The organism is Massilia timonae (assembly GCF_001866515.1).
GTDB classification, from domain to species: Bacteria; Pseudomonadota; Gammaproteobacteria; order Burkholderiales; family Burkholderiaceae_D; genus Telluria; species Telluria timonae.
Map to the genome: position 1 here is coordinate 230,535 of NZ_JRYB01000001.1, position 24,706 is coordinate 255,240.

Annotated in this window: 22 protein-coding genes and 1 pseudogene; 9 read left to right on the forward strand and 14 right to left on the reverse strand. The window is 64.6% G+C overall.

Annotation, left to right across the window (positions count from 1 at the left end; translation table 11 throughout):
* Positions 1-49: 49 nt before the first annotated feature.
* Genes rfaD through LO55_RS01040 form a run of 3 tightly spaced genes read right to left on the reverse strand, consistent with a single transcriptional unit; the run spans position 50 to position 3,777 of the window.
* Positions 50-1,060 (reverse strand): ADP-glyceromanno-heptose 6-epimerase, encoded by a 1,011-nt coding sequence (gene rfaD, locus LO55_RS01030; protein ID WP_071363649.1) that lies wholly within the window; start codon positions 1,058-1,060, stop codon positions 50-52.
* A 29-nt stretch (positions 1,061-1,089) separates the two neighbouring features.
* Positions 1,090-2,112, reverse strand: coding sequence for a lipopolysaccharide heptosyltransferase II (gene waaF, locus LO55_RS01035; RefSeq protein ID WP_005668688.1), 1,023 nt, complete (start codon positions 2,110-2,112; stop codon positions 1,090-1,092).
* A 51-nt stretch (positions 2,113-2,163) separates the two neighbouring features.
* Positions 2,164-3,777, reverse strand: a complete 1,614-nt coding sequence (locus tag LO55_RS01040) for an ABC-F family ATP-binding cassette domain-containing protein (protein ID WP_071360102.1) — start codon at positions 3,775-3,777, stop codon at positions 2,164-2,166.
* A gap of 185 nt (positions 3,778-3,962) precedes the next feature.
* On the opposite strand from LO55_RS01040, the gene LO55_RS01045 reads away from it, so the two are divergent.
* The 3 genes from LO55_RS01045 to LO55_RS01055 all read left to right on the forward strand — a co-directional run bounded on the left by LO55_RS01045 (position 3,963) and on the right by LO55_RS01055 (position 8,177).
* Positions 3,963-4,364: a DUF2946 domain-containing protein gene (locus LO55_RS01045; RefSeq protein ID WP_218145965.1), complete on the forward strand. Its 402-nt coding sequence runs from the start codon at positions 3,963-3,965 to the stop codon at positions 4,362-4,364.
* A 93-nt stretch (positions 4,365-4,457) separates the two neighbouring features.
* Positions 4,458-6,608: a TonB-dependent receptor gene (locus tag LO55_RS01050; protein ID WP_071360104.1), complete on the forward strand. Its 2,151-nt coding sequence runs from the start codon at positions 4,458-4,460 to the stop codon at positions 6,606-6,608.
* Positions 6,609-6,620: 12 nt separating this feature from the next.
* Entirely contained in the window at positions 6,621-8,177 is a 1,557-nt protein-coding gene (locus LO55_RS01055; RefSeq protein ID WP_071360105.1) for a PepSY domain-containing protein, read from the forward strand.
* A 13-nt stretch (positions 8,178-8,190) separates the two neighbouring features.
* Here the strand turns inward: LO55_RS01055 and LO55_RS01060 are convergent, their stop codons facing one another.
* Complete coding sequence (locus tag LO55_RS01060; RefSeq protein WP_005668681.1) at positions 8,191-9,009, reverse strand: fatty acid desaturase; 819 nt, start codon at positions 9,007-9,009, stop codon at positions 8,191-8,193.
* Positions 9,010-9,248: 239 nt separating this feature from the next.
* Here LO55_RS01060 and LO55_RS01065 point away from each other — a divergent pair, with 239 nt between their 5' ends.
* Positions 9,249-10,325 carry a D-alanine--D-alanine ligase family protein gene (locus tag LO55_RS01065; protein ID WP_071360106.1) on the forward strand — a complete coding sequence of 359 codons (1,077 nt, stop codon included), beginning with the start codon at positions 9,249-9,251 and terminating at the stop codon, positions 10,323-10,325.
* Positions 10,326-10,332: 7 nt separating this feature from the next.
* On the opposite strand, the gene LO55_RS01070 is transcribed toward LO55_RS01065, so the two are convergent.
* Complete coding sequence (locus tag LO55_RS01070) at positions 10,333-11,679, reverse strand: VWA domain-containing protein (protein ID WP_071360107.1); 1,347 nt, start codon at positions 11,677-11,679, stop codon at positions 10,333-10,335.
* A gap of 66 nt (positions 11,680-11,745) precedes the next feature.
* Positions 11,746-13,311, reverse strand: a complete 1,566-nt coding sequence (locus tag LO55_RS01075; RefSeq protein ID WP_071360108.1) for a TerC family protein — start codon at positions 13,309-13,311, stop codon at positions 11,746-11,748.
* Between the two features lie 220 nt (positions 13,312-13,531).
* Here LO55_RS01075 and LO55_RS01080 point away from each other — a divergent pair, with 220 nt between their 5' ends.
* Positions 13,532-14,878: an MFS transporter gene (locus LO55_RS01080; protein ID WP_071360109.1), complete on the forward strand. Its 1,347-nt coding sequence runs from the start codon at positions 13,532-13,534 to the stop codon at positions 14,876-14,878.
* A 3-nt stretch (positions 14,879-14,881) separates the two neighbouring features.
* Here the strand turns inward: LO55_RS01080 and LO55_RS01085 are convergent, their stop codons facing one another.
* Positions 14,882-15,703 (reverse strand): sterol desaturase family protein, encoded by an 822-nt coding sequence (locus LO55_RS01085; RefSeq protein WP_071360110.1) that lies wholly within the window; start codon positions 15,701-15,703, stop codon positions 14,882-14,884.
* An 84-nt stretch (positions 15,704-15,787) separates the two neighbouring features.
* Entirely contained in the window at positions 15,788-16,549 is a 762-nt protein-coding gene (locus LO55_RS01090; protein ID WP_071360111.1) for an FxDxF family PEP-CTERM protein, read from the reverse strand.
* 480 nt (positions 16,550-17,029) lie between these two features.
* On the opposite strand from LO55_RS01090, the gene LO55_RS01095 reads away from it, so the two are divergent.
* Positions 17,030-17,563 (forward strand): DinB family protein, encoded by a 534-nt coding sequence (locus tag LO55_RS01095; RefSeq protein WP_071360112.1) that lies wholly within the window; start codon positions 17,030-17,032, stop codon positions 17,561-17,563.
* On the opposite strand, the gene LO55_RS01100 is transcribed toward LO55_RS01095, so the two are convergent.
* A complete protein-coding gene (locus LO55_RS01100; protein ID WP_083415077.1) occupies positions 17,564-18,997 on the reverse strand; it encodes a GGDEF domain-containing response regulator in 1,434 nt (477 codons plus the stop codon). It lies immediately after the preceding gene.
* Between the two features lie 353 nt (positions 18,998-19,350).
* Between LO55_RS01100 and LO55_RS01105 the strand changes: the two are divergent.
* From LO55_RS01105 to LO55_RS01115, 3 genes and pseudogenes are all read left to right on the forward strand, one after another.
* Positions 19,351-19,611: pseudogene (locus LO55_RS01105) on the forward strand (type VI secretion system tube protein Hcp); the annotation flags it as partial.
* An 89-nt stretch (positions 19,612-19,700) separates the two neighbouring features.
* Positions 19,701-20,018 carry a penicillin-insensitive murein endopeptidase gene (locus tag LO55_RS27320; protein WP_370659616.1) on the forward strand — a complete coding sequence of 106 codons (318 nt, stop codon included), beginning with the start codon at positions 19,701-19,703 and terminating at the stop codon, positions 20,016-20,018.
* A 286-nt stretch (positions 20,019-20,304) separates the two neighbouring features.
* Positions 20,305-20,952 (forward strand): hypothetical protein, encoded by a 648-nt coding sequence (locus LO55_RS01115; protein WP_071360115.1) that lies wholly within the window; start codon positions 20,305-20,307, stop codon positions 20,950-20,952.
* Between the two features lie 480 nt (positions 20,953-21,432).
* Here the strand turns inward: LO55_RS01115 and LO55_RS01120 are convergent, their stop codons facing one another.
* From LO55_RS01120 to LO55_RS26615, 5 genes are all read right to left on the reverse strand, one after another.
* On the reverse strand, positions 21,433-22,539 hold the full coding sequence (locus LO55_RS01120) for a hypothetical protein (RefSeq protein ID WP_071360116.1): 1,107 nt from the start codon (positions 22,537-22,539) through the stop codon (positions 21,433-21,435).
* A 634-nt stretch (positions 22,540-23,173) separates the two neighbouring features.
* On the reverse strand, positions 23,174-23,452 hold the full coding sequence (locus LO55_RS01125; protein WP_071360117.1) for a restriction endonuclease: 279 nt from the start codon (positions 23,450-23,452) through the stop codon (positions 23,174-23,176).
* 139 nt (positions 23,453-23,591) lie between these two features.
* Complete coding sequence (locus LO55_RS26150) at positions 23,592-23,804, reverse strand: hypothetical protein (protein WP_143054429.1); 213 nt, start codon at positions 23,802-23,804, stop codon at positions 23,592-23,594.
* A gap of 4 nt (positions 23,805-23,808) precedes the next feature.
* A complete protein-coding gene (locus LO55_RS26155) occupies positions 23,809-24,108 on the reverse strand; it encodes a hypothetical protein (protein ID WP_143054430.1) in 300 nt (99 codons plus the stop codon).
* A gap of 339 nt (positions 24,109-24,447) precedes the next feature.
* On the reverse strand, positions 24,448-24,618 hold the full coding sequence (locus tag LO55_RS26615) for a hypothetical protein (protein ID WP_177185491.1): 171 nt from the start codon (positions 24,616-24,618) through the stop codon (positions 24,448-24,450).
* Positions 24,619-24,706 lie beyond the last annotated feature (88 nt).

Sequence of the window (24,706 nt, forward strand, 5' to 3'; positions counted from 1 at the left end):
TAAAAACCGGGTATAAAGGCCGGCGGACGGTGTAAACGCGGTGTAAAAATCAGCGCGCCGGCTGGGCGCGCAGCCAGTCCATGTACTTCGCCACGCCGGTCGCCACGTCGGTGAACGGTTCGTCGTAGCCGGCCGCGCGCAGCGCCGAGATGTCGGCCTGGGTGAAGCTCTGGTACTTGCCCTTCAGCTTGTCGGGGAACGGCAGGTACTCCAGCAGGCCGCCGTCGATGATCTGCTGCAGCGACAGCGCCGGCTTGCCCTCATTGGCCAGCGCGTTGACGGTGGCCACGGCCAGAACATTGAACGGCTGGGCGCGGCCGGTGCCGAGGTTGAAGATGCCGCGCTTGTCCGGGTGATCGAGGAAGAACAGGTTGACCTTGACCACGTCTTCCACGTAGATGAAGTCGCGCATCTGGGCGCCGGCCTCATAGCCTTCGTTGGCGCCGAACAGCCTGACCTTGCCGTCCTTGAGGAATTGCTGGTACTGGTGGAACGGCACCGAGGCCATCGTGCCCTTGTGCCCTTCGAGCGGACCGTAGACGTTGAAGTAGCGCAGGCCGACCACCTGGCTGCCGGCGTCCTGGCCCTTGGCCTGCCAGTAGCGGCGCAGGTACTGGTCGAACAGGAATTTCGAGTAGCCGTAGACGTTGAGCGGACGCTCGAGCGGGCGCTCCTCGCGGAACACCGTGCCGGCGCCGTAGACGGCGGCCGACGAGGCGTAGATGAAGGGAATGCCCTGGCGCTGGCAGAATTCGAACAGGGCGACCGTGTAGTCGTAGTTGTTCTTCATCATGTAGCGGCCGTCGGTCTCCATCGTGTTGGAGCAGGCCCCCTGGTGCAGCACGGCGGTGAACTTGTTGTCGAATTCGCCCGCCTTCAGGCGCACCAGGAAGTCTTCCTTGTCGGCATAGTCGGCGATCTCGGCGTCGACGATGTTGTGGAACTTCTCGGGACGCGACATATTGTCGACGGCGAAGACGCTGAACGGCTCGCGCTGAGACAGCGCGTGCACGAGGTTCGCGCCGATGAAGCCTGCTGCGCCGGTAACCAGAATCATGATAATAGTCCTCTTCAAATTAGCCCGCGCCCTCAGGCGCCGGCAAGCATGGGTTGCAAGGGCTGCCACACGTCGGCCGGAAGAATCTGCTTCATGCAGTTCTGGTGCCCCAGCGGGCATTCGCGCTGCTGGCAGGGCGAGCATTCGATGTGCAGCCACAAAATCTGCGCCAGCTGCGACAGCGGCGGCGTGTGGCGCGGGTCGGTGGGTCCATAGATCGCCACCACCGGCCGCCCCAGGGCGGCGCCGATGTGCATCAGGCCCGAATCGTTGGTCACCACGGCGGCGGCGCGCGAGATCAGCGCGATCGCTTCGCTGAGCGAGGTGGAGCCGGCCAGGTTGTGCGCCTGCGGCACGATGGCCGTGATCTCGTCGCACACCGCGCGGTCCTTGGGAGAGCCGAGCAGCAGGATCTGCGCATCCGGGCGATTGGCCAGGATGGTCCGGGCCAGCTCGGCGAAGTAGGTCGACGGCCAGCGCTTGGCCGGGCCGAATTCGGCGCCCGGCGCGAAGGCGACATACACGCCGGCCGGCAGCTGCAGGCGCGCGATCGCGGCCTCGGCTTCGCCCGCGGCGACCGTCATGACCGGCTCCGGCAAGCGTTCCGGGCGCGGCAGGTTTCGCACCGGCGCGTCGGCCAGCGCCTGGTAGAACTGGGCCATCGGGCGCGGCGCCGCCTTGTCGTCGTGGTGCATCACGTTGACCAGGCCGTAGCGCATCTCGCCCTTGTAGCCGACCCGCTTCGGGATTCCGGCCAGCCAGGGGATCAATGCGAATTTCAGGGTATTCGGCAGCACATAGGAGTCGGCATAGCCGCGCGCCCTGAGCATCTTCGCGAAGGCCTTGCGCTCCTTCCACTGCAGCGCGCCGTGCTTGAACGGCGACTCGATCACGGTGTCGACTTGCGCCATTGCGCGCCAGACCGGCGCCACCCAGGTCGGGGCCAGCACGTCGATCGGCCGCCCCGGCGCGAGCTCCTTGAGCCGGCGCAGCAAGGGCTGGGCCATCACGGCGTCGCCGATCCAGTTCGGGGAAATCACAAGGGTGCGCAACATGGTGTTCTTCGGGTGGTCTGCCAACCCACGATTATAGCAATCGCGGCCGATTCAGCATTCCTCCAGGCGCCAGCCGGTGTCCAGCGCGGCCAGGCGGTGGGTCAGCTTGACGCGCTCCAGGAACACGCGGTCGTGCGACACCACGACCAGCGCGCCCTGGTATCCGTTCAGCATCGTCTCCAGCGCCGCCAGCGACGCCAGGTCCAGGTGGTTGCTTGGTTCGTCCAGCAACAGCAGCGCCGGCGGCGTGTCGGCATACAGCACGCAGGCCAGGGCCGCCTTCAGGCGCTCGCCGCCGCTCAGCAGGCCGGCCGGCCGGGCGATCGCGCGCGCGTCAAGGCCCAGCTGGACCAGCCAGGTGCGCAGCATGTCCTGCCCGGCGCTGCGGTTCACGTCCAGCAGCTGGTCCAGGGTCGGGCGCCGCGGATCGAGGCTGGCCAGCTGCTGGTCCAGGTAGGCGACGTGCGCCGGCAGGCTGCATTCGCCCGCGACCGGATCGAGCCGTCCCGCCAGCACCTTGAGCAGGGTCGACTTGCCGCTGCCGTTCGGGCCGACCAGGCCCACCCGCTGGCGACCCGTCAGGCGCAGGCTGATGCGGTCCAGCGGTGCGGCCACCCAGGGCAGCACGACCTCTTCCAGCCGCGCCACGCGGCGCTGGCCCACGCCGTCAGCCGACACCGCGTGGATGCGCACGGCGGCGTCGGCGGCGACCCGATGAAAGGCGTCGCGCACGCGCCCGGCCTGATCCGCGCGCGCGGCCGCGTGCTGCTGGCGCAGGCGGCCGGCGCTGCCCTCGCTGCGCTCCTTGCCGCGGCCGAGCAGGATGGCGGCCTGGTTGGCTTCTTTCGCATCGCGGTGGCCACGCGCCTGGCGCCGGTCCTGGCGTTCGCGCTGGGCGAGGCGCGCGGCGTCGTCGCGTCGCAATTCCTGGCGCGCATGATCGAGCGCGCACTGCGCCGCTTCCTGCTCGTGGCAGCGCGCTTCTTCGTAGAACGCGTAGTTGCCGCCATAGCTGCGCAGGCCCTCGCTGGACAGCTCGACGATGCAGTCCATCGCGGCCAGCAGTTCGCGGTCGTGGCTGATCACCAGCAGGCCTTTGGACCAGGCCTGCAACTGGCGCTGCAGCGCCGCGCGGCCCGCTGCATCGAGGTGGTTGCTCGGCTCGTCGAGGATCAGGAAGTCGGGATCGAACAGGGTGGCGCCGATCAGCGCCACCCGCATTGCCTCGCCGCCGCTGAGCGCGGCCAGCGGCGTGTCGAGGTCGACGTGCGGCAGGCCATGCGCCTGGCAGGCCTGGCGCAGGCGGGCGGCGATGGCCCAGTGCTCGCCCACCGCATCGAAATCGTGCGGGTCGGCGCTGCCGGCCTCGATGCGCGCCAGGGCCGTCGTGATCGCGCCGATGCCGGCCAGTTCAGCCACCGACGCCGCCCGGCCGCCGCCCGCCTGCTGCGACAGATAGGCAATGCGGCCCGCACGCAGGCAGCGGCCGGCGCTGGGCGCCAGTTCGCCGGCCAGCAGGCGCGCGAGCATCGACTTGCCCACGCCGTTGCGTCCCACCAGGCCGGTGCGGCGCAGGTCGAACTGGTGATGCAGGTTTGAAAACAGGACGCTGCCGTCGGGCAGATGCAGGGACGCGCCGTCGAGCGCTAGAATGGGATGCGTCATATGTACGACTCCAGGGATGCCTGAACGCTTCCGCAGCCATGCTGGGAAGACCGGAAAAATGGCATCGATGAGGTATTACACGTGCGCGCTCCTTGGAAATGACGGTCTATGGTAGCAGGATCGGTCCTGCTGGACAAATTGCCCACCCGTGCGCGCCGCCGCGCCAGCAGGACTATAATTTTCACATGCACAGGCTCCGAACAACCCGAACGCTGTATGGCTGGACCGTCCTCCTGGCGTTCCTGTTCGGCCTGTTCGTGCCTGCAGTTTCCCATGCCGTGGCCCACGCCACCCAGCAGCCGGCAGCGGCCTGGATCACCGAGATCTGCAGCGCCAGCGGCACCCGCCATGTGACGGTGATCGACGATGCGGCGCAGACCGACACGCCGGCGGTGCCGGACATGTCGCACTGCGAGCTGTGCTGCTCGCACCACCACGCGCCACTGGCGCCGCCGGCGCCGATCCCGTCGGTGCTCGCGCTCGACAACGAGCGCGATCCCTACCCGCCCCTGTTCTACCGCTCGCCGCGTCCGCAGCACGCCTGGACGCCCTCGCAATCGCGCGGGCCGCCGTCTTCGCTTTCCTGATCCGCCCCTCACCACGATTCGGGTGACGCAGCCGATGCGTCACCCACCATGCGTGACGCCGCGAGACGCTGCGTCGCGCGCACAGGATTTGCAATGAAGACTCGCTATCGCCTCCGGCCGCGCAGGCTGGCGCTCGCCCTCGGCTGCGCCCTGGCCACCTTGAATGTCCAGGCCCAGACCACGACCATTCCCACCGTCGAGGTCACGGCCGAAGCGCCGCACGCCAACGGATTACTGAACCTCGACGCCCCGAGCGAAACCGCCAGCCGCCTGGGCCTGAGCCCGCGCGAGACGCCGGCCAGCGTCACCGTGGTCGACCACGCCCTGATCGAGGTGCGCGGCGCCCAGGACACGCAGGAAATCCTGCGCGCCATCCCCGGCGTCACCGCCCACGATGCTCCCGGCAATATCGGGGTCAGCTACCGCGGCTTCGGCAGCGGCTCGGTCAGCCAGCTGTTCAACGGCATCAACGTGCAGTATTCGATCGCCGCGCGACCGGTCGACAGCTGGATCGTCGACCGCGTCGAAGCCATTGGAGGGCCATCGAGCTTCCTGTTCGGTTCCGGCGCCGTCGGCGGCACGATCAACACCATCACCAAGCTGGCCGAGACGCGCGAGTTCGCCGAAGGCCGGCTGCGCCTGGGCGCCGACGCGCTGAAGGAAGCCTCGGTCGGCCTGAACCGCCGCGTCGGCGACGGTCACTACGCGCGCATCGACGTCAATCACCGCGACAGCGGCAGCTGGGTCGACGGCGTCGATCGCCGCGCGACCCAGCTGGCGGCGTCGCTGCGTTCCGACTTCGGACGCGGCTTCACGCATACGCTGGCCTATGAATTCCAGCAGGAAGACGTCGACCGGCCTTACTGGGGCACGCCGCTGCTGAATCCCGTCGCCGGCAAGCTGCGCATCGACGAGGCCACCCGCTTCAAGAACTACAACAGCGCCGATGGCGTCTACGACCAGCGCGTGCAGTGGCTGCGCTCGATCGGCGCCTGGAAGGTCAGCGACGCCCTGCAGCTGACCAACACCTTCTACGTCTACGACGCGCTGCGCGACTACCGCAACGTCGAGAATTACCGCTTCGATCCATCGAACACGCAAGTCATCCGCTCGGCCGCCCTGCTCCAGCGCCACGACCAGACCCTGGTGGGCGACCGCATCGACGGCGTCTACCGCGGCCGCATCGGCGAACGCCGCAGCGACTGGGCGTTCGGGCTGGACTTCGGCATCAACCGCCAGACCCGCTATCCGAACAGCCAATCGGCCACGGTGAGCAGCGTCGACCCGTACGACTTCGTCACCGAGCGCTTCTTCGACGTGCCGAACATGACGCCGCTCTACCGCCCCGACCGCGACAATGAGGTCAGGACCACGGCGCTGTATGTCGAGAACCGCACCGAGCTGGTCCCGAACCTCAATCTGGTCACCGCCCTGCGCCACGAGCGCATCGAACTCGACCTGGTCAACCGGCGCGAGATCACGCCGGCGGCGCCGGCCAGCTTCTCGCGCAACTACCAGCCGACCACCGGACGCCTGGGCCTGGTGTGGGACGTCACGCCCGGCATGAACGTCTACGCCCAGTACGCGACGGCCGCCGATCCGCCCTCGGGCGTGCTGTCCACCGCCTCGTTCGCCGACGTGCGGAACAACAGTGAACTGACCACCGGTCGCCAGGCGGAGGCCGGCGCCAAGCTGGATTTCTGGCAAGGCAAAGGCACGGCGACCGTGGCCGCCTATCACATCACGCGCAAGAATATCGCGACCCAGGATCCGGTCGACAGCAGCCTGACGATCCTGGTCGGCGAACAGTCCTCGCAGGGCGTCGAACTGGCGCTGGGACTGCAGCCGACCAGGCGCCTGTCCGTGCAGGGCAACTTCACCTATGCCGATGCCGAGTACGAAACTTACCGCCAGGGCGGCGTCTCGCTGGCCGGGAAGACGCCGACCAATACGCCGAAGACGGTGGCCAACCTGTGGCTGTCGTATGCCGTCACCCCGGCGCTGCAGGCCCACCTCGGCGCGCGCCGGGTCGGCAAGGTGTATGCCGATGCGGCCAACACCCTGTACTGGCCGTCGTATACCTTCGTCGACCTGGGCCTGAGCTGGCGCATCGACCGCAGGCTGTCGCTGGAAGCGCGCGTGCGCAACCTCACCGACCGGCTGTATGCGGCCAACGTCACCGGCACGATGGCCTATCTCGGCGCCCCGCGCACGGCCGACGTGGCGCTGCGCATGGCCTTCTGACGCGAGGGCACGATGGGCGCACGATTGAAACGCTGGCTGTTCCTGGTCCACCGCTGGCTCGGCATCGGCATCTGCCTGCTGTTCGCGATGTGGTTCGTCTCGGGCATGGTCATGATGTACGTCGGCTATCCCAAGCTGACCGAAGAAGAGCGCCTGCAGCGCCTGCCGCCGCTGCAAGCGGACGCGCGCCTGCTGGCCCCGGCGCGGGCGCTGGCGGCGGCCGGCGTGACCGGGCCGCTGGACGAGCTGCGCCTGGCCGCGTCCAGCGGCGGGCGTCCGGTCTACGTCGCGACGCCGGCCGGCCACAAGAGTCCGCCCAAGGGCAGCGGCGCGGTGGTGATCGACGCCGTGAGCGGACAGCGCCTGCGGGCGGTGGACGAGGCGCATGCCATGGCCAGCGCCACGGCCTTCGCCGGGCCGGGTATCGCACGCGACTACCTGGGCACGATCGACGAAGACGCGTTCACCCACTCGCGCGCGCTCGACCCCCACCGGCCGCTGCACAAGGTGCAGCTGGGCGACGCCGAACGCACCCTGCTCTACATCTCGAGCCGCAGCGGCGAAGTGGTGCGCGACGCGACCCGCAGCGAGCAGTTGTGGAACTATGCGGGCGCCTGGATCCACTGGCTGTATCCCTTGCGCGGCAATGCCTTCCAGCCTTACTGGACCGGCATCGTCAACTGGTTGTCCATCCTGGGCATCGCGATGGCGCTCAGCGGGACCGTGGTCGGCATCCTGCGCTGGCGCTTCCGCAAGCCCTACCGCAGCGGCGCGCGCACGCCCTATCCGCACGCCATGATGCGCTGGCACCACGTCACCGGCCTGCTGTTCGCGCTGGTGACGATCACCTGGATCTTCAGCGGCCTGATGTCGATGAACCCGTGGCGCATCTTCGACACCGGCGCGCCGCCGCTGCGCATGGAAGCGCTGCAGGGTTCGGCGCTGGCGCTGACCGACGCCGACGCCGCGCCGCAGGCGCTGCTGGCGGCAGGCGCGGGCGCCGTGCGCGAGCTGCGCTGGACCCGCGTGCTGGGCGAGAACCGGGTGCTGGCCCAGGCCGCCGGCGGCGCCCCCCGGGTGATCGGCAGCCATGACGGGCAGCCGGTCGTCCTCGATGCGGCCGCACTGCGCGCCGCCGCGGCCGGCCTGCTGCCGGCGCCGGTGGCGCGGGTCGAGCAATTGCGCGACTACGACCTCTATTACTATGCGCGCGATGCGCACACGATGATGGGCGGGGCCATGAAGCCGCTGCCGATCCTGCGCATCGTGTTCGACGATCCGCATGCCACCTGGGTCCATCTCGACCCGCACACCGGCGCCGTGCTCGGCCGCCTGGACCGCGGCAAGCGCACCAGCCGCTGGCTGTTCGCGATGCTGCATTCCTGGGATTGGCTGCCGTTGCTCGAGCGGCGTCCGCTGTGGGACCTGGTGCTGATCGCGCTGAGCCTGGGCGGGACCCTGCTCAGCGTGACGGGGGTGGTGATCGGCTGGCGGCGGCTGGGGCGGAAACTGCGCGAGGCGCGCCACGAAACGATCGTGGGCGCGCCTCGCGGGGAGCTGGCCGGCTAGGTCTGGATAAGGCTTACTGGCCGGCGGCGCCGGCCGCGTGGCGGCGCATGCGCGGCTGTCGGGGACCGTCGGCGCCGGCCGGCAGGCGGTCGACATGGTTGATCTTCGCCAGGCGCAGGAAGGCCAGCACGCGCAGCACCAGGTAGCCCGAGTCGAATTCCCACCACTTCATCGACAGCTTGGCCGAAGCCGGGTTGGCGTGGTGGTTGTTGTGCAGCTCGGCGCCGCCGAAGATGATCCCGATCGGGAAGAAGTTGCGCGAATCTTCCTTGGTCTCGAAATTGCGATAGCCCACCACGTGGAAGATGCCGTTGATGAAGCCCGACGCCCAGAACGGCAGGATCGACAGCTGGAACAGCCAGATCAGGAAGCCGTTCACGGGGCCGAACACCAGCAGTTCGACCGCCAGGAAGAACAGCGCGCCGCGGAAGCGGTGCCTGGTATACAGATGCTCGTCCATCCAGTCTTCCTTGATGCCGACGCCATAGGCTTTCACCAGGTCGGCGTCGCGCGCCGCCTTGCGGTACAGGAGGGTGCCCTTGCCCAGGATGGTCCACAGGCCGTGGATGCGCGGGCTGTGCGGATCTTCCTCGGTATCGCACTTGGCGTGATGCTTGCGGTGCACCGCGACCCAGGTCTTGGCGGTGACGCCGTAAGTCGTCAGCCAGATCCACATGCGAAACGCCTGGCACAGGATCGGATGGAAGGTCACGGCGCGGTGGCTGCGTGAACGGTGCAGATACAGCTCGCTGGCGAAGACGGTCATGATGTACGACCCCGCCATGGCCAGCGCGACGCCCATGGGACTGAGCTGGATGAATCCTTCGAACACGGCATTTCTCCCTGTTGTTGTGTTGATCAGGACGATGGGTGTCCTGATATTGCAGAGAGAATAACGTGCGCCGGACCGCTTCGAATCGATGATAAGAGCGGTGTTTACCCTTCAATTACTGCCACGATGACAAACGCGATCCATGGTCATATTCTCCATGAATGTGCCCGTCAGACGGCATCATTGACGATCGGTTATGCTGGAACCTGATCGAACGATGCCAGAACGGCACCCATGTCATGGCCTTCACCCGCTGCCCGAATCCGCGAGAACTCACCGTCGCCCTGCTCTACCAGGCCATGCCGCCGCCGGTCATCGACGGCATCCGCAAGGATCCCAAGCCCGGCGGCTATGCCGACAGCGGGGCCGATATCGCCCATGCGCTGCGCATGGCGGGCGTGAAAGTGGCGACGCCGCAGGCCAGCCCGGATCCGGCGCGCGACCTGGACTGGGTGTTTCCCGACACCCCGGAAGGCATCGCCGCCGCGCGCGCGGCCGGCGCCACCCTGCTGTGGGCAAACACGGTGCTGTTCGCCGGCCATCCGCTCGAAGCGGTCATGGAGCGCTGCTGGATCGTCGGCCAGTTGCCGGCGGCGATGCAGGAAGCGGACGACAAGTTCGCCACCAATGCCAGGCTGCGCGCGGCCGGGCTGCCGGTGGCGGCATCGATCCTGGCGGCGCCGCAGGCGCGGCCGGGCGTGCACGCGCTGGCGTCGCTCACGCCTGCGGCGCTGGCGGCGCTTGGATTGGATTTTCCGCTGGTGGTCAAGCCGGTGCGCGGACGCGGCAGCCAGGGCGTCACCCGGGTCGACGACCATGCGGCGTGCATGGCGACGGCGGCCGGGCTGGTCGCGTCCGGGCGCTTCGGCGACGAGCTGATCGTGGAGCAGTTCCTGGCAGGCGCCGAGATGACGGTGACGGTCATGCCGGGAGACGCGCCGTGGGCCCTGCCCCCGGTGCTACGCTTCAATCACGAGAACGGCGTCGCGCCCTACAACGGCGTCGTTGCCGTCAGCACCAACAGCCGCGCGCTGTCGCGCGAAGAACAGGCCGCTTGCGAAGTGAGCGCCATGCTGGAAGCCTGCGTGACGGCCGCCAGGCTGGTCGAGGCGCGCTCGCCGATCCGCATCGATTGCCGCGCCGGCGCCGACGGCGTGCTGCGATTGTTCGACCTGAACATGAAGCCGAACATGACCGGCGCCGGTCGCCCCGGACGCGACGACCAGGACAGCCTGAGCGCCATCGCGGCGCGCGCCGTCGGCTGGGATTACGGCGATCTGCTGCTGCGCATGCTCGACGGGGCCTGGCGCGCCTAGCGCATCTTCAAACGATCAGGCCGCGCTGGCGCGCCTGCCTCACCCACTGCGGGTATTCGTTCATCAGGAGGTCGTACAGCGCGCCGTCGGAATGCTCGTCGGGCGAGGCCACCGAGAAGAAGTCGGCGTTGTCGATCAGGCGGCCATCGAGTTCGTCCAGCTTTTCCAGGAACGGAAAGTCCGAGTCGGCGAAGTTGGCCAGTGCCTTGGCTTTCGACTTGCGGCCCTTGCCGATGCCCATGAACTGCCAGAAGATCGGTTCGCGGCTGGCCCAGCGCAGCTGGCGCTCGGTCAGCGGCTTGTCCGAGGTCGAGCCATCGGTCACGAACATCACGTACACCGGCACCTCGGCCTTGACCGGGGCCTTGCGCTCGCCGCCCCCGCCGTCCGGAAAGTAATGCCGGCGCACCGCCTCGATCGCGGCGCCGTAGCGGGTGTCGCCCTCGAGCGGATGCTCGTCGATGATGCGCTTGATGTAGTTCGACCAGTTCGAGAGGCCCATCGGCGCGCCCTGGTGCACGTTGCGGCCGAACAGGAAGACGTCGATCTCGCCGTCGTCGTCGAAGCGGCAGCCGAGCGCCAGGATGCGCTCGGCGAACTGCTGCACCAGGCCCTTGCGGTACAAGGTGCTCATCGAACCCGAGATGTCCAGCACCAGGCAGACCTTGGCCCGGTGCTGCGCCAGGCCGGCCTTTTCGAGCGACACCGCCGCCGACTTGACCAGGTTGACCAACTGCGGCGCGGCTTGCGCGACGCGCTTTTCCAGATCGACCGCCGCGGCGCGCGGTGAGGCCGGGGCCGGCGCGGGCGCCGGTGGCGCAGGCGGCGGCGTTTCATCGGCCACCGCGCCACCGAAATGCCGCACCAGGGCGTCCAGGCCGCCGTTGAAGCCCTGGCCGACCGCCATGAAGCGCCAGCCGCCGTCCTTGCGATACAGTTCGCCCAGCATGACCGCCTTCTCGCCGACGAAATCGCGGCCACTGAAGTCGAAGCGCGCGAATTCACCCTGCGGACCGGCGAGGCGCAGGCTACCTGCCTGCAACTGCGCCATGAGCGCGCCGCCGTCGGTGCTGGCTACGATGCTGAGCCGTTCGACCCAGGCCGGCAGGCTGGCGAGCCTGAAGCTGAAGCCTCGGCTATCGGCGCCGACGCTGGCTTGCGCCACGCCGCCGCAGGGCGTCGCCGGCTGGTTGAAGAAGGTCATGTAGCGCTCGTCGGCCAGCTTGCCGCCGGCGTCGAGCGCGAAGCAGGCAAAGTCCAGCGCCAGGCCCTGGGCCGAGAGGTCGGCCTGCAGCACACCGTCGGGAGCCGATTGCGCCAGAGGCAGGCGCTCGCCGCGTTCCAGCTGTTTCATAGCTCCCTCCAGTCAGGTTGAACGCGTGGACGGAACATCCGTCCACCCTACGATATTACCGTTCGCTCAGCCTTTGTCCAGCGGCTGGTCGTACCCGTCGTCGACACGGCTGACGATCACGGTCGCGATGCGGCGCTCCAGCACCTGCGCCACCTCGAACCGGAAACCTTCGATCTCGACCGCGTCGCCCACTTTCGGCAGGGTGCCGAAGCGTTCCAGCATCAGGCCCGCCAGCGAGGTGTAGTCGTCGGTGTCGCCCACCAGGGCGTCCACCTCGAGCACCTGCTCCAGGTAGTGCAGGTCGGCGGTGCCGTCGACGCGCCAGCGGCCCGGTCCGAGCTCCTGCACCACCGGCTGCTCGTCCTCGTCGGGGAATTCGCCGGCGATCGCTTCCAGGATGTCGATCGGCGTCACCAGGCCCTGCAGGGTGCCGTATTCGTCGGCGATGATCACCAACTGGCCATGCGAGCGCTTGAGGCGGTCCATCACCTTCAGCACGCCGCTGGCGTCGGGCATGATGATCGGCGCGCGGATATGGGCCTGGTCGATCGCGCCCGACTGGGTCAGGTCGGCGATCAGGTCCTTGGCGCGCGCCACGCCGATCACTTCGTCGAGCTGGCCGCGGCACACCGGGAAGAAGCCGTGCGGCGTGGCCAGCAACTGGGCGCGGATGGTGTCGGCGTCATCTTCGATATTGATCCACGAGATCTCCGAGCGGTTGGTCATGATCGAGCGCACCGAGCGCTGCGACAGGCTCAGCACGCCGCTGACCATGTTGCGCTCCTCGGCCTCGAACGCCGGTACCTCGGCGGCCTGCGCCTCGGCTTCCGGCTCGTCATGGTGGTCGGCGCCGCGCTTGCTGCCCAGCAGGCGCAGCACGGCGTCGGCGGTGCGGTCGCGCAGCGGGATGTGCGCCTCTTGCTTGATGAAGTTGCGGCGCGCCAGCTGGTTGAAGAACTCGATCACCACCGAGAAACCGATCGCGGCGTACAGGTAGCCCTTCGGGATGTGGAAGCCCAGGCCTTCGGCGATCAGGGAGAGGCCGATCATCAACAGGAAGGACAGGCACAGCACGACGACGGTCGGATGGGCGTTGACGAAGCGCGTCAGCGGCTTCGATGCGAACAGCATGACGCCCATCGAGATGATCACGGCGGCCATCATGACGCCGAGCTGTTCGACCATGCCGACCGCGGTGATCACGGCGTCGAGCGAGAACACGGCGTCGAGCACGATGATCTGCGCCACCACGGCGGCGAAGCTCGCGTATTCGCGCTTGCCGCTCTGGACATGCGATTTGCCTTCGACGCGCTCGTGCAGTTCGATGGTCGCCTTGGCGAGCAGGAAGATGCCGCCGATCAGCAGGATCAGGTCGCGCCCCGAGAACGACAGGGTGCCGACGGAGAACAAGGGTGCGGTGAGCGTGACCAGCCACGAGATCATCGTGAGGAGGCCAAGGCGCATGATCATGGCGAGGGACAGGCCGAGGAGTCGTGCCTTGTCGCGCTGGTGCGGGGGAAGTTTGTCCGCCAGGATGGCGATGAAGATCAGGTTGTCGATGCCCAGGACGATCTCGAGCACGACGAGGGTGAGCAAGCCGACCCATATATTCGGGTCAAGTAGCCATTCCATTGGAGAGTTTTGTAGTTAAGGAAGGGGCATTGTACGCGATCGTGTCGGCATCGGGGGAGAACTGCCGGCGCCAGGGCGCCCACCATCGCGCTCGACAGGTGCGGCGGGTGGAAGGCGAACAGTCTGGCGCAGCGCCGCGAACCGTCGCCTTGCCGACCGATTCGGTGTAGAGTCCGGCCTGGCCGCATGCACCCGGCGATAACAATAACGGAGAACCACCATGCAGCACCACGGCCGCGCCGACGGCGCCGTCAACGTCCAGGACTTCCTGAACGAACACCGCTTCTCGCCCTATCAATGGCTGATCTTCGGCCTGTGCTTCGTGATCGTGCTGCTCGATGGCTTCGACACCGCGGCGATCGGCTTCATCGCCCCTTCGCTGGTGCAGGACTGGGGCGTGACGCGCCCCGCCCTGGCGCCGGTGCTCAGCGCCGCGCTGTTCGGCCTGGCCGCCGGCGCCATGGCGGCCGGCCCGCTGTCGGACCGGGTCGGGCGCAAGCTGGTGCTGGCGCTGTCGGTGCTGCTGTTCGGCGCCGCCTGCGCCTGGTCGGCGTTCGCGAGCGGCGTCACCGAGCTGGCCATCCTGCGCTTCATCACCGGCCTGGGACTGGGCGCGGCGATGCCGAATGCGGTGACCCTGATGAGCGAATTCTGCCCCGACCGCAAGCGTGCCCTGCTCACCAATGCGATGTTCTGCGGCTTCCCGCTCGGCGCCGCGCTGGGCGGCTTTCTCGCGGCCTGGATGATTCCGCTGTGGGGCTGGCGCAGCGTGCTGCTGCTGGGCGGCCTGGCGCCGCTGCTGGCGGGCCTGTTGATCATCCTGCTGCTGCCGGAATCGGTGCGCTTCCTGGTCGCGCGCGGCGCCGGCCACGAACGCATCCGCGCCATCCTGCGCCACGTCTCGCCAAGCGCCGACGCTGCGCACGCCTTCGTGACGCGCGAAGCCGCCCCGGCGGACCAAGCCGGCGGCGGCATGCAGGTGATCCTGTCGCGGCCCTACGTGGTCGGCACCCTGATGCTGTGGCTGACCTATTTCATGGGGCTGGTGATCTTCTACGCGCTGATCAACTGGATGCCGCTGCTGCTGCGCGACGCCGGCCTGTCGGCCAAGGACGCGACCCTGGTCTCGGCCCTGTTCCCGCTGGGCGGCGTGGGCGCGGTGCTGGCCGGCTGGCTGATGGACCGCTACAACGCCAACGCCGTGATCGCGGCCTGCTTCGCGCTGACCGCCGCCACCATCTTCGCCATCGGCCAGAGCGCCCACGATCTTGCGCTGCTGATGGCGGTGGTGCTGGGGGCCGGGCTGGCGATGAACACCGCGCAGGCGTCGCTGCCGGCGCTGGCGGCAGCCTTCTATCCGACCCGCGGCCGCGCGACCGGCGTGGCCTGGATGATGGGCATCGGGCGGCTGGGCGGGATCGCGGGCTCGTTCCTGGTGGCGGAACTGGCGCGGCTGCGCTTCGGGATCGAGGGGATCTTCGGTGTCGTGGCGCTGGCGGGGATCGTGGCCACGCTGGCGCTGCTGGTCAAGCTGGCCGCGGAACGCGCCGGCAAGCAGCCGGCGTAGCGTTCAATCGGCGACCGGCGCCCCCTTGCGCGCCGGCAGCATCGGCTCGAGCAGCTGGCCGCCCAGCGTGGGCGGGCACGGCGTGTCGGCTCCGACCTCGGCCGGCCAACTCTTCGGCAGGTAGTGGCTGCCGAACACGCGGTCCAGGAACGGCAAGGTCGACGCGTAGTTACGGTTGATGTGGTCGTGGCGGCTGTGGTGCCAGTGGTGGAAGGCCGGCGTCGTCACCAGCCATTCCAGCGGCCCGAAACGCCAGCGCAGGTTGGCGTGGATGAAGAAACCCCACACGATGCCGAGCGCGATCAAGAGCGCCGGCGTGCCGCTGCCGGCCATGCCCGGGCTGGCCAGGCCGATGACGTACAAGGGCACCAGGCCGAACAGCCGGGTGATCACCATGTCGACCGGATGGCTGCGGGTATTGGCCAGGAAGTGCATGCGCTCGGTGCTGTGATGCAGCGCGTGGAAGCGCCATAGCCAGGGAATTTCGTGGCTGAGGCGGTGTCCCCAATAAAAGCCCGTTTCGGCGATCACGAAGGCCAGGCCAATGCGCAGCGCCTGCGGCAGGTCGGCCACGGCCGTCTTGAGCGCGGCCGGCACTAGGTAATGGGCAGCGGAGGCCAGCAGCGCCATCGGCACCGAGAGCACCACGACGGGCACCAGGCTGCTGATGAAGTAATAGGCCAGATTGTGGCGCAGCTCGGAATTCGGCTGCTCGTGGCGCACGCCGAACCAGCGCTCGAGCGGAACGAACAGCGCCGTCAGCAGCACGAGCCAGATGCACAGCCGCAGCGCGGTCATGGCGAATTCGGCGAAGGTGACGTTCATGGTGGAAGCGGTGTCGCGATGCGGAAGTTGCCGCCGGACCGGCGGCGCCCGGCTGCAGAGGACTGCAGCCGGTGGATCGGCGTATCAGGCCTGGCCGCCGCTACGGCTGCGGCGGCGGGCCGTGAAGCCAATCAGGCCGAGGCCGCCCAGCAGCATGCCCAGGGTTGCCGGTTCCGGCACTTCGGCATTCAGGGCGACGTTATCCAGCAGCATGAACGGCGGCGCGCCGGCGCCGCTGCCGTGCACCAGGAAGCTCAGCCATTCGCTGGCGCTGGTGGCGGTGAAGGTCATGGTGGCGGTCTTCCAGCCGCTGAAGCCGCTGTCGACGATGCTCAGCAGTTCGGACTGTTGCTTGACGCCGCCGAAATCGACTTCCCAGTAATTGTTGTTGTTCGGGCCCCTCTCGATGACCTGCTGGGCCAGCGCGAAATCGAAGGTCAGCGTATAGGTGTCGCCGACCGTGAGGCCGTTGACCTGCTGCTTGAGCGGGCCCGGGAAATACATCCAGTCCGAGGCGAAGAAATTGCCACCGGTTGGAGAAGCGCTGTAGCCATTGCTCAGGCCAGTCGTACGGTATTTGTCTTTCAACCAGATCGCGGACTTGTCGGTGTTGGCGATGTCGCCATTCAGGACGAAGTTGTAGCGGCCATCCTTGCCATAGCCGCTTTCCCAGTACGCCAAGGTAGTACGGTCGGTGCGCGTCGTGGACGTGCCGCCGGCGAGCTGCTTGTTGCCGCCGTTGGTGGTCTCTTCGAAGTTGCCGTTCTTGATGAGGTTCGCATGAGCGGCATTGGTGCTCAGTACCGAGGCGGCCAGCAGGGTCAGCAGGAATGGTTTGATGCGCATGGCGCGGACTCCAGAAAATGGTGGATGGCAGTGAGAAAGCGCCGGCGTTTTCTGGGCCGGTCTGAACGTGAGCGGGACAATATCTTCCACGCCATTTCGACGCGTGAATAATTGATAACTATCACGAATTATTGCACTGAGATTATTCTATCAGAATCATGATTGAGGAAATTCAATATTCTATAGATAACAATATTTTCTTATGGGGAATGTTTTTACAATTTCCATTGATGTGTCAGGCATGCGCTCCGCGGAGATTTCGCAGGAACACCCGGTAATCAAGGCTGTGACCGGAAAATCGATTCGTGAAGGACGGGGGCTAAAGGTGACATATGCAGCGCAAGAACGGAGATGGTGACCGGGCCCGCAGACGAATTGCACAGCTCGGCGGACTAATAGTAGGGCTACCAAAAAACAACAGTCGGTCGATGTCCCGCATCGATCGGCAATAATGACCAGCGATGAAGGATAGGGGCCAGCATGCCGACACGGGAAGACATCGTTCTACTAGCGTCCTATAACGCGTCCATGAATGCCAAGGTGTATTCCGCTGCGGCGACCTTGCCTGCGGACGCGCTGAATGCCCACCGAGGCGCCTTTTTTGGCTCGATCCTCGGCACGCTGAATCACATCGTCGCCGGAGACACCATCTGGCTGCAACGTTACCAGGGGCATCCGACAACGTTCTTCGCGCTGGCGCCGATGCGGGATATCGCAACGCCCACCGGACTGACGCATATCTACAGCGACGATCTCGAGGTGCTGCGCGAACATCGCGCGCGGCTCGATGCGATCATCGAGGCGCTGGCGGCGGAGTGTTCCGACGATGACCTGGCGCAGCCGGTCACGTATAAAAGTGCACGTGGTGCGTTCCGGAAAAAATTCGGGAGCCTGCTGCTGCATTTCTTCAACCATCAAACGCATCACCGCGGTCAGGTCAGCACGCTGTTGACGCAGTCGCGCGTGGATATCGGGATCACCGACCTGGTCGTATCGATTCCCGACGAGCCCTGACTACGGTCTGCCGCCCTGCTCCATCGTGTGGGCATAAAACGCCTGGCCGTTCTTTCCTTGCCCCTTGATGTGGTACATCGCGACGTCCGCATGGCGCATCAGTTCGTCGATCGTTTCACCATCATGCGGAAAGACCGCGATGCCGATCGATGCGGAGATCGTCACCGCCTTTCCGCCCAGGTCGAACGGCATATTCAGGCATTCCAGGAATTTGTCGGCGACCACGCGCGCGTCGTCACGGGTATGCAGGTCGGGAAGAACGACGGTGAATTCGTCACCACCCTGGCGCGCGAGCGTGTCGCCCTTGCGCAGGCAGCCTTTGAGACGCGCCGTCACTTGCAGCAGCAGTTCATCCCCCTTGTCGTGACCGAGCGTGTCGTTGACGACCTTGAACCGATCGAGATCGATGAACATGGTTGCCAACTCGGTCCGGTTGCGCCGGGACTGCAGGATCGCCTGGCCAAGCCGGTCCTTGAATAGCAGGCGGTTGGGCAGGTTGGTCAGGACGTCATGGTAGGCCTGGTGAAGGATGATGGCTTCCGCCTGCTTGCGCGCCGTGATATCGCGGGCGATCCCGTAGGTGCCGATGTATTTCGCCCCGCCCGGTTCCGCATGGTCCAGGTGCATGCCGACCGCATTGAGCGATACGGTGATCGATGCGTCGACGTTTTGCGCCGGGCTGGCATTGGACCGGCACGTCATGCGCAGCTCGACGTCACGCGACGCCCGGTCGCCGGAGCGCCGCTCGTTGAAGGCATAACGCGCCCTGGCGAAATCTTCCTCGTGCACCAGCACCGAATAATGCTGGCCAATCAGTTCGCGGCGATCGTAGCCCAGCATTTGACAGGCCCGGTCGTTCACGAAGGTAAACCGTCCATCCGGTTCGACCATGTAGATGAGATCCGGCGACGTATCGACAATGTAGCGGTAAGTGCGCTCGGACATTTCCAGTCGATGCGCCATGTCGCGGTTGGTTTGCCGAAGCCGGCGCAGGGTCAGGACGTGATCGATGGATTTGAACAAGTCCTGCTGGCTGAATGGCTTGCGCAGGAAATCGTGGGCGCCGCGCCGCATTGCCCCGATCGCGGCGTCGATCTGGACATTCCCACTGATGACGATGACCTCGGTTTCGATGCAGTGATGGTTGATGAAGTCCATGACATGGTGGCCATCCATGTCTTCCAGGCTGAGATCGAGCAGGACCAGGTCATACCGCGTGCTGGACAGGGATGCCAGCGCTTCGGCGCCGGAGCTTGCCGTGTCGACGTCGAAATGTCGCTGGCGGAGCAGCTCGTGCAGCGAGGAGAGCATGCGCGGCTCGTCGTCCACGAGCAGCAGCTTGATCGACTGGTTGGCGGCGGCGATCGGCAAATTTGGCGCAGAAAATGAATTATCACCGATCGTGAGTCGCGATTTTCTCGGGAATAGATTCATGTGTCTATGGGCGCGAACGGCTCACGCAGTGGAGCATCGTCAGGATGAAGTATGTTTAGGCGGATGGGCTTGTGCTTGCCACCTTACCATGGACGGGTCTGTTCAAATACAAATTGACAACTCTCAAAGTCAGTCGTTAACAATTATCTTTGAGCAATACCACTGACGTGTCGCCGAACAGCTTCCGTAGACAGCAAATCGATGTCATTTAGTGCAGGTCAACGTATGGGGCGACGTGACCATGACAATTGCGTCCTTCATCGGCAAGGAGGAGCACATGGCGACCGACGTTTATCTGCATCAAGGGCGAGTCTCAGGACTCCGCGCATCAGGGTCGGATTGAACTCACTTTGGGCAAAACCATCCCGAAGGCCAAGCTGGAGTTCATGCGTGCTGACGGGGATGGTCAGTGCGTCAAGTACTACGAGGTCGAGCTGGAGAATGGGATGATCGCCAACGTCGAGCAGATGATCCACGATGGCAGCATCCTGCATGACGAGATTGGCCTGCGCTTCTCCAAGGTCAATTGGAAGTACACCCAGCAGAAGATCGGCGGCGGCGCGAGCGGGAACACCTCCGGCGGATGGGACCTCGCTTGCAACAAGTGCGTGTGATGGGTACGGCCGTGAACGAGGACAACGATCCGCTCCGACCGCGCCCGCCGCAGGACTCGCGCGGCTTCTACGTGCTGCCTCAGGCGCCGATGGACTCGGGCCACTATGTCTACGGGAAGCTGTACGGCCAGCTCGCCAAATGGGCTTACCAGTATGCGCATCCGATCATGATGACGGCGATACCTCGCGTTGCGCTGAAGTGGCACGCCACCGACAGCCGCCGAATAGGCATTGGAGACATTAGCATGGCGGGCGGCCCAAAGTCGCCGGACCACAATACGCACAGGAGCGGGTTGGAGGTGGATGTTCGACCGTTGCGCAAGGACGGTCTCGAGCTCAGGGACAGCGACGCACACAGACGCACACGATGTGTGTGTGGCCACCAGCAGCATCATGATCGGTCATGACGGCGAAGTCGGACCATACAACTCAGGCCCAGTCGGACTGGCCATGATCGTTCAAGTGCGGGAGTGACCAACATCGTGATTCGCGATCAGCCACCTGCTCCTGGTCGTCCTGAAGGTTGCGCCATCGATAACGGGCGATTTTTCGATATTCTTCGAAGGAGATGAAATGCAAGATTTGACGTTGAGGGAGTCTGGAACAGTTACCCGTGGCCCGCGCATGAGCAACGACAACGCGCCGCAGCGCAGCACGTAGGGGTGAACGATGCCATCTAATCCCCAGAAGACCATGGTCCCGATGCCGCTGATGGCGGTCAGTATAGGGCTCGCCCTGGTCGTGATCCATGCGCTGATTGCACACGACGGCGACCGTATCACCGCGGCCGTCATCGCCGTGTGCTGCGTGCCGTTCGTGCTCTACTGGCTGCCCAGCAACCGCAGCGCCGACGGCCCGCATTTCGTGCTGGACAAGCATCCGGCCCCGTCGTTGACCTGCTGGGCACGGCGCGCCGTGATTTTCTGCATGGTGCTGGCGTTCCTGTTCGCGCAACCGGGGCAAGCGGAGGCGGTGCGCAGCACGGCCGGGTTGGTTGCAGGCGCGCTGCTGCTGGTGCTGTTGGCCACGCCGCGCTGGGGCAACCGCTTCGCCCCAATGGCGTGGGCCGCCGTCGCCGTCCAGTTCGTCATGCCCCCCCTGCATCCTTGGCTGTTCCTCGGCACCCTGCTTGTCGTGGCGGTGCTGGCGATATGGCGTCACCGGCGGCGACAGCTTTCCAATCAGCCGGGAAGACCGCAGGCGGGCGCATCTTCGGATGCGATTTTTTCAATTTTTCCCCGAACAACCGCCCACAGGAAATTGAACTGCACTTCAGTCGCTGCCGCGTTCCGGTCTCGTTCTAGGCCGATCACGCCGCAGATGGACTGCGCTGCCCAGTGATGATGGCCAGGCGCCCCGGTCTATGTACAAAGTGCGTCGCAACGTAGCTGGCCACAAGTAACGCGGCAAGTAACGCCAGCAGCGTTACTCTCGTGACACTCGTAGCGTCACTTCTAAAGGCTCGTCTACGTGATGCCTGCGTCACCTGTGGCGTGCTGGAATGATCCAGATTACCGCGCATCCGCGATCTTCATCAAGTGACTGGCCAACACGATCATCTCGATCGTCAAGCTGACCTTCGAGGACTTTGAAGCCGACCGAGGCCGATGTGCACCACGCAACGTTCTGATCAACCCTAGCGAAGACACACGGTGGATGGATAATCGTCCTACGTGTCGAGCTTGACGCACGTGTTCTGGAAAGCTGCTTATTGGATGTACGGGCATCTGCACGATTCATCCGAGTACGAGGAGGGGCCGTGCCGTGGACGCACTTTTGGTAGCGCGTCCACGTCGATATAATTGATAACGTACCGCTGACTTAGTTCGAGCCGCCGATCCCGGTTGCTGGCACCTCTGGACCCGTCGCAATGACGGCCCCGCCCGCATTCACCGTCACCTGCGCCAGCGCCGCCTTTTCTTCGTCGGCCATGCTCTTGCGAGCCTCGGTATGATCCTTCGCCAGTTTCGCTTTCATCCCGCTTAGCTCTTTGAGCGTGGACTCGTACTTTTTGGCGATCTCCGTTGCGCCCACCGAGCGCGCTTGGTTCAGCGAGGCGACAATGCCTGCCTCGTGCACCTCGATCTCGTCCGTCGCTTTTTTGATCGCGCTGTCCAGTTCGGTCGCCCGGCATGCAAATGCCCCCGAGATCATCTCGCTGCTAGCACTCTTGATCTCGTTGTTCATTGCCATTCCCAAAGCGTTTGCGTCCTTCTCGGCTTGGACGCCGAGCTTTTGCGCTTCGCGCTGGGTGTCGCGAAGTTCGCCCTGGACATCCTTGAGTACGATCTCAGGGACATTAAACTTCAGTGACTGCGTGGCCATCTTGACCTGCGGGACGCTCATCGACCAGTCGGTACGGGCCATCTTGACTTGTGGAACATTGAACCTGACGTCGCGGCGCTCGCTATAGGTCTTCGGCACGTGGGTGCAAACTTCCTTGCCAGGCTTGACCGTCGTACTAGGATTGCACTTGAACTTCGCGAAGCCCACTTGGCACATCTTCCATTCGACCACAACAACCGGCGGACCTGCGACACATTGCAACTCCATGCGCACGACCGGCACATTCATGGAGTAATCTTGCACTTTCGACTCCACCTGGGGCAGATCCATCGCCATCTTTTTGGTGACCATCGTCACCTGAGGCACGTCGAACGAGAATTCCCGAAGTTTTGAGCGGAATTCGATCGTTCCGTTGACGAGCACCTCCGTCGAACTTGGGTCGGGCGTATCCTGTTTGATCTGGTTGGCGCGCTGTTCCACGGCCTGCTGCTGCGCGGCGAACTTCTGGCCATATTCGGCTTGAACCGACTGCATACGAGCCTCGGCCGCCGCCGTTGCTGGGCAAGCCACAGGAGCCTCCTCCGCGGAGGCGCCAGCGGCTACGACGATTGCGGCTAGGACTGCGATTCTTGCGATCTTCATTCTTATCCCCTTCGTGTTTGCCTAATGGATGCGACCTGCACTCAGCCGGCCGCTAACCAGAAGTCTCCACCATCGCTTGTATATTTACAACAAAAATATTAGCTCTTTTACATTACCTGCGATGCATAGGGTTGACCGCTATGGCGCTAGGTTCTACCAGACACTCGGCAATGCCGCGATGCGGCCCAGATCGGGCCGGTACTGGGTGTCCCCGCTGTCGGGCAGCACCCATGCATTTACTTTGGGGGGGACGCTTTCGAGCCGGACAGTAGCTCGTCCCTGACGGCGACGGTGTGGAAGCTCGCGCATCACCATCACCGGTATCTCCGGCGAAAGGGTTTTCAGTTAGGCAGCGGCCTTCTCGTTGATTCCGAAGTTGGCATCAATGTGTTCGCCTGTCAGATGGTCAGCGGCTTTCAGCGGACAGCGTGTACGGTGAACAGAATGCCGACTTCAACCGCTCAGTGCGACCTGCAATGGCGCAACACCCTCGTATTCGCGCCAATTCGTTGCTGGTATTCTTCACGCCACTGATTCCAGCAGTTTTTCTAATGCTGGTTGAGTGATGCCGTCAGCATTTGCGAATGATGAGTGTGATACTGCAGGCACGAGGGTGAGTGCCTTGGTGAGGCGACTAGCGCGCGTTACGAAGTCTGGCTAACCCTGGCGAAGAGCGGAAGGTCTGCAGCCAGTCGACCAAGTCGTTGTAGTCTTTCAGCCCCATCTTTGGCCCCAATACTCGTTGGTACTCGACCGCGCCGGCCGTGAAGAACGAGGAGGTGATGACTATGCCTTGATGAGCTTTATTCGTTTCCGCCAGGCTGTGCAATCCACGCACGATCTCGACACCAACCTTTCGATCACGACTGTAGCGCTTGCACTCGTCACACACGTTCGGGGTCAGGTCTGACATTCAGACACGAACTCGACAGCGTTAGCGAGCCTATGCATACATCTTCGGATGATAGACATGGCCCTAGCCAGTCCTATCGCTCGCGTCGCTACAACTAGTTAACGCTGGGGCCGTGTCTGAATGTCAGACCTGCCCCCGACTACGCAAACCAACGCTGTTTAGCGGCGCTCTCAAAGGCAACTTGGGCGCGATCCAGTTGACGGTAGACCGCGCGCTCTTCAACGCAAAGTGCGTCCAGTGCGGAAAAGCACTCTTCCGTAGAAAGAATCCCATCCTCCCACTGGCGACCCAGGTCGATCTTGCGCGCAGAAATATGTATTAGAAGCGGGTGAGTGTGGTCTGTAAAAGCCATCAGGTCAGCTTCTTGCAGCCAGAAAGGCGGAAAACCCCCTTTGGCACTCTTGCAGAAGTACAGGAAGGACGGCCGGGTCGATCTTGATTTCGGTCTTAGTAGGACTCAACGTTGCTTTATTTGCTCCAAACTTGAGCCCTGTATCGGTCAGACGTTGAAATGTCTTGATTTCTCCTGAACCCGTAGATGACGGGTACTCGACCTCTTCAACATGGCCCGCCCAAGTCAGCATTTGCAAGACTGACTGAGCATGCAGCGGGATGTTGTTGTCCTTGAGTGCTGCTGTGATCGAAACCATTTTCACCGTTATCCCCCTATCTACGAAAAGATGCTCGATGCAATATGCTACTATAAGTTGCACAATAGAAAAACGGGGTAGACGAAGCCACCGGCAGAGGGCTTGGTACTCCTTTAGTCTTCCAAGTACTTGAAGACTCCCGGCAGCACTTCAATCTTCCTCGTGACTTTAGAGGGCGCAGATGCGGCTGGTAGGGGGCGTTCCGTTCGTTCGGCTTGGGGCTTTCGTCCCCCAACGGTGTCAATCCTAGTCCGTCGCTCAAGGGTTGCCTCAGCGCGGTATACGGCCTTGTCGATCAGTTCGATCTTGCGATGACCTGTCGGCCACTTGCCAGTGTCCTCAAACTCAGCTTTGAAAAGCAGGCGAATCTCCATTGTCGTATTGCTTCATCACCTCTGCACGTAGGTTGCGGCCCTTGGTAAGTGTTTGCAGCATGCTGTTGGTACTCGATGCCAATTCCTGCAGGCGAGGGTTGAGACGGTCGTTGTTCGGCTGGCGGACGGTGGAATCTTCCATCAGCGTGCGGCCTTCCATCAACTTGGGCAGCTTGGCGATCAGTGCCTGCCTGTGCTAGGGGCGTCATGTGTGCATCCAGGCGGACACG

Bases quoted from the DNA above. Each gene is read 5' to 3' on its own strand.
- waaF (WP_005668688.1), bottom strand. From the start codon at position 2,112: ATGTTGCGCACCCTTGTGATTTCCCCGAACTGGATCGGCGACGCCGTG.
- LO55_RS01040 (WP_071360102.1), bottom strand. From the start codon at position 3,777: ATGACGCATCCCATTCTAGCGCTCGACGGCGCGTCCCTGCATCTGCCC.
- LO55_RS01045 (WP_218145965.1), top strand. From the start codon at position 3,963: ATGCACAGGCTCCGAACAACCCGAACGCTGTATGGCTGGACCGTCCTC.
- LO55_RS01050 (WP_071360104.1), top strand. From the start codon at position 4,458: ATGAAGACTCGCTATCGCCTCCGGCCGCGCAGGCTGGCGCTCGCCCTC.
- LO55_RS01055 (WP_071360105.1), top strand. From the start codon at position 6,621: ATGGGCGCACGATTGAAACGCTGGCTGTTCCTGGTCCACCGCTGGCTC.
- LO55_RS01065 (WP_071360106.1), top strand. From the start codon at position 9,249: ATGGCCTTCACCCGCTGCCCGAATCCGCGAGAACTCACCGTCGCCCTG.
- LO55_RS01070 (WP_071360107.1), bottom strand. From the start codon at position 11,679: ATGAAACAGCTGGAACGCGGCGAGCGCCTGCCTCTGGCGCAATCGGCT.
- LO55_RS01075 (WP_071360108.1), bottom strand. From the start codon at position 13,311: ATGGAATGGCTACTTGACCCGAATATATGGGTCGGCTTGCTCACCCTC.
- LO55_RS01080 (WP_071360109.1), top strand. From the start codon at position 13,532: ATGCAGCACCACGGCCGCGCCGACGGCGCCGTCAACGTCCAGGACTTC.
- LO55_RS01085 (WP_071360110.1), bottom strand. From the start codon at position 15,703: ATGAACGTCACCTTCGCCGAATTCGCCATGACCGCGCTGCGGCTGTGC.
- LO55_RS01090 (WP_071360111.1), bottom strand. From the start codon at position 16,549: ATGCGCATCAAACCATTCCTGCTGACCCTGCTGGCCGCCTCGGTACTG.
- LO55_RS01095 (WP_071360112.1), top strand. From the start codon at position 17,030: ATGCCGACACGGGAAGACATCGTTCTACTAGCGTCCTATAACGCGTCC.
- LO55_RS01100 (WP_083415077.1), bottom strand. From the start codon at position 18,997: ATGAATCTATTCCCGAGAAAATCGCGACTCACGATCGGTGATAATTCA.
- LO55_RS27320 (WP_370659616.1), top strand. From the start codon at position 19,701: ATGGACTCGGGCCACTATGTCTACGGGAAGCTGTACGGCCAGCTCGCC.
- LO55_RS01115 (WP_071360115.1), top strand. From the start codon at position 20,305: ATGGTCCCGATGCCGCTGATGGCGGTCAGTATAGGGCTCGCCCTGGTC.
- LO55_RS01120 (WP_071360116.1), bottom strand. From the start codon at position 22,539: ATGAAGATCGCAAGAATCGCAGTCCTAGCCGCAATCGTCGTAGCCGCT.
- LO55_RS01125 (WP_071360117.1), bottom strand. From the start codon at position 23,452: ATGTCAGACCTGACCCCGAACGTGTGTGACGAGTGCAAGCGCTACAGT.
- LO55_RS26150 (WP_143054429.1), bottom strand. From the start codon at position 23,804: ATGGCTTTTACAGACCACACTCACCCGCTTCTAATACATATTTCTGCG.
- LO55_RS26615 (WP_177185491.1), bottom strand. From the start codon at position 24,618: ATGGAAGATTCCACCGTCCGCCAGCCGAACAACGACCGTCTCAACCCT.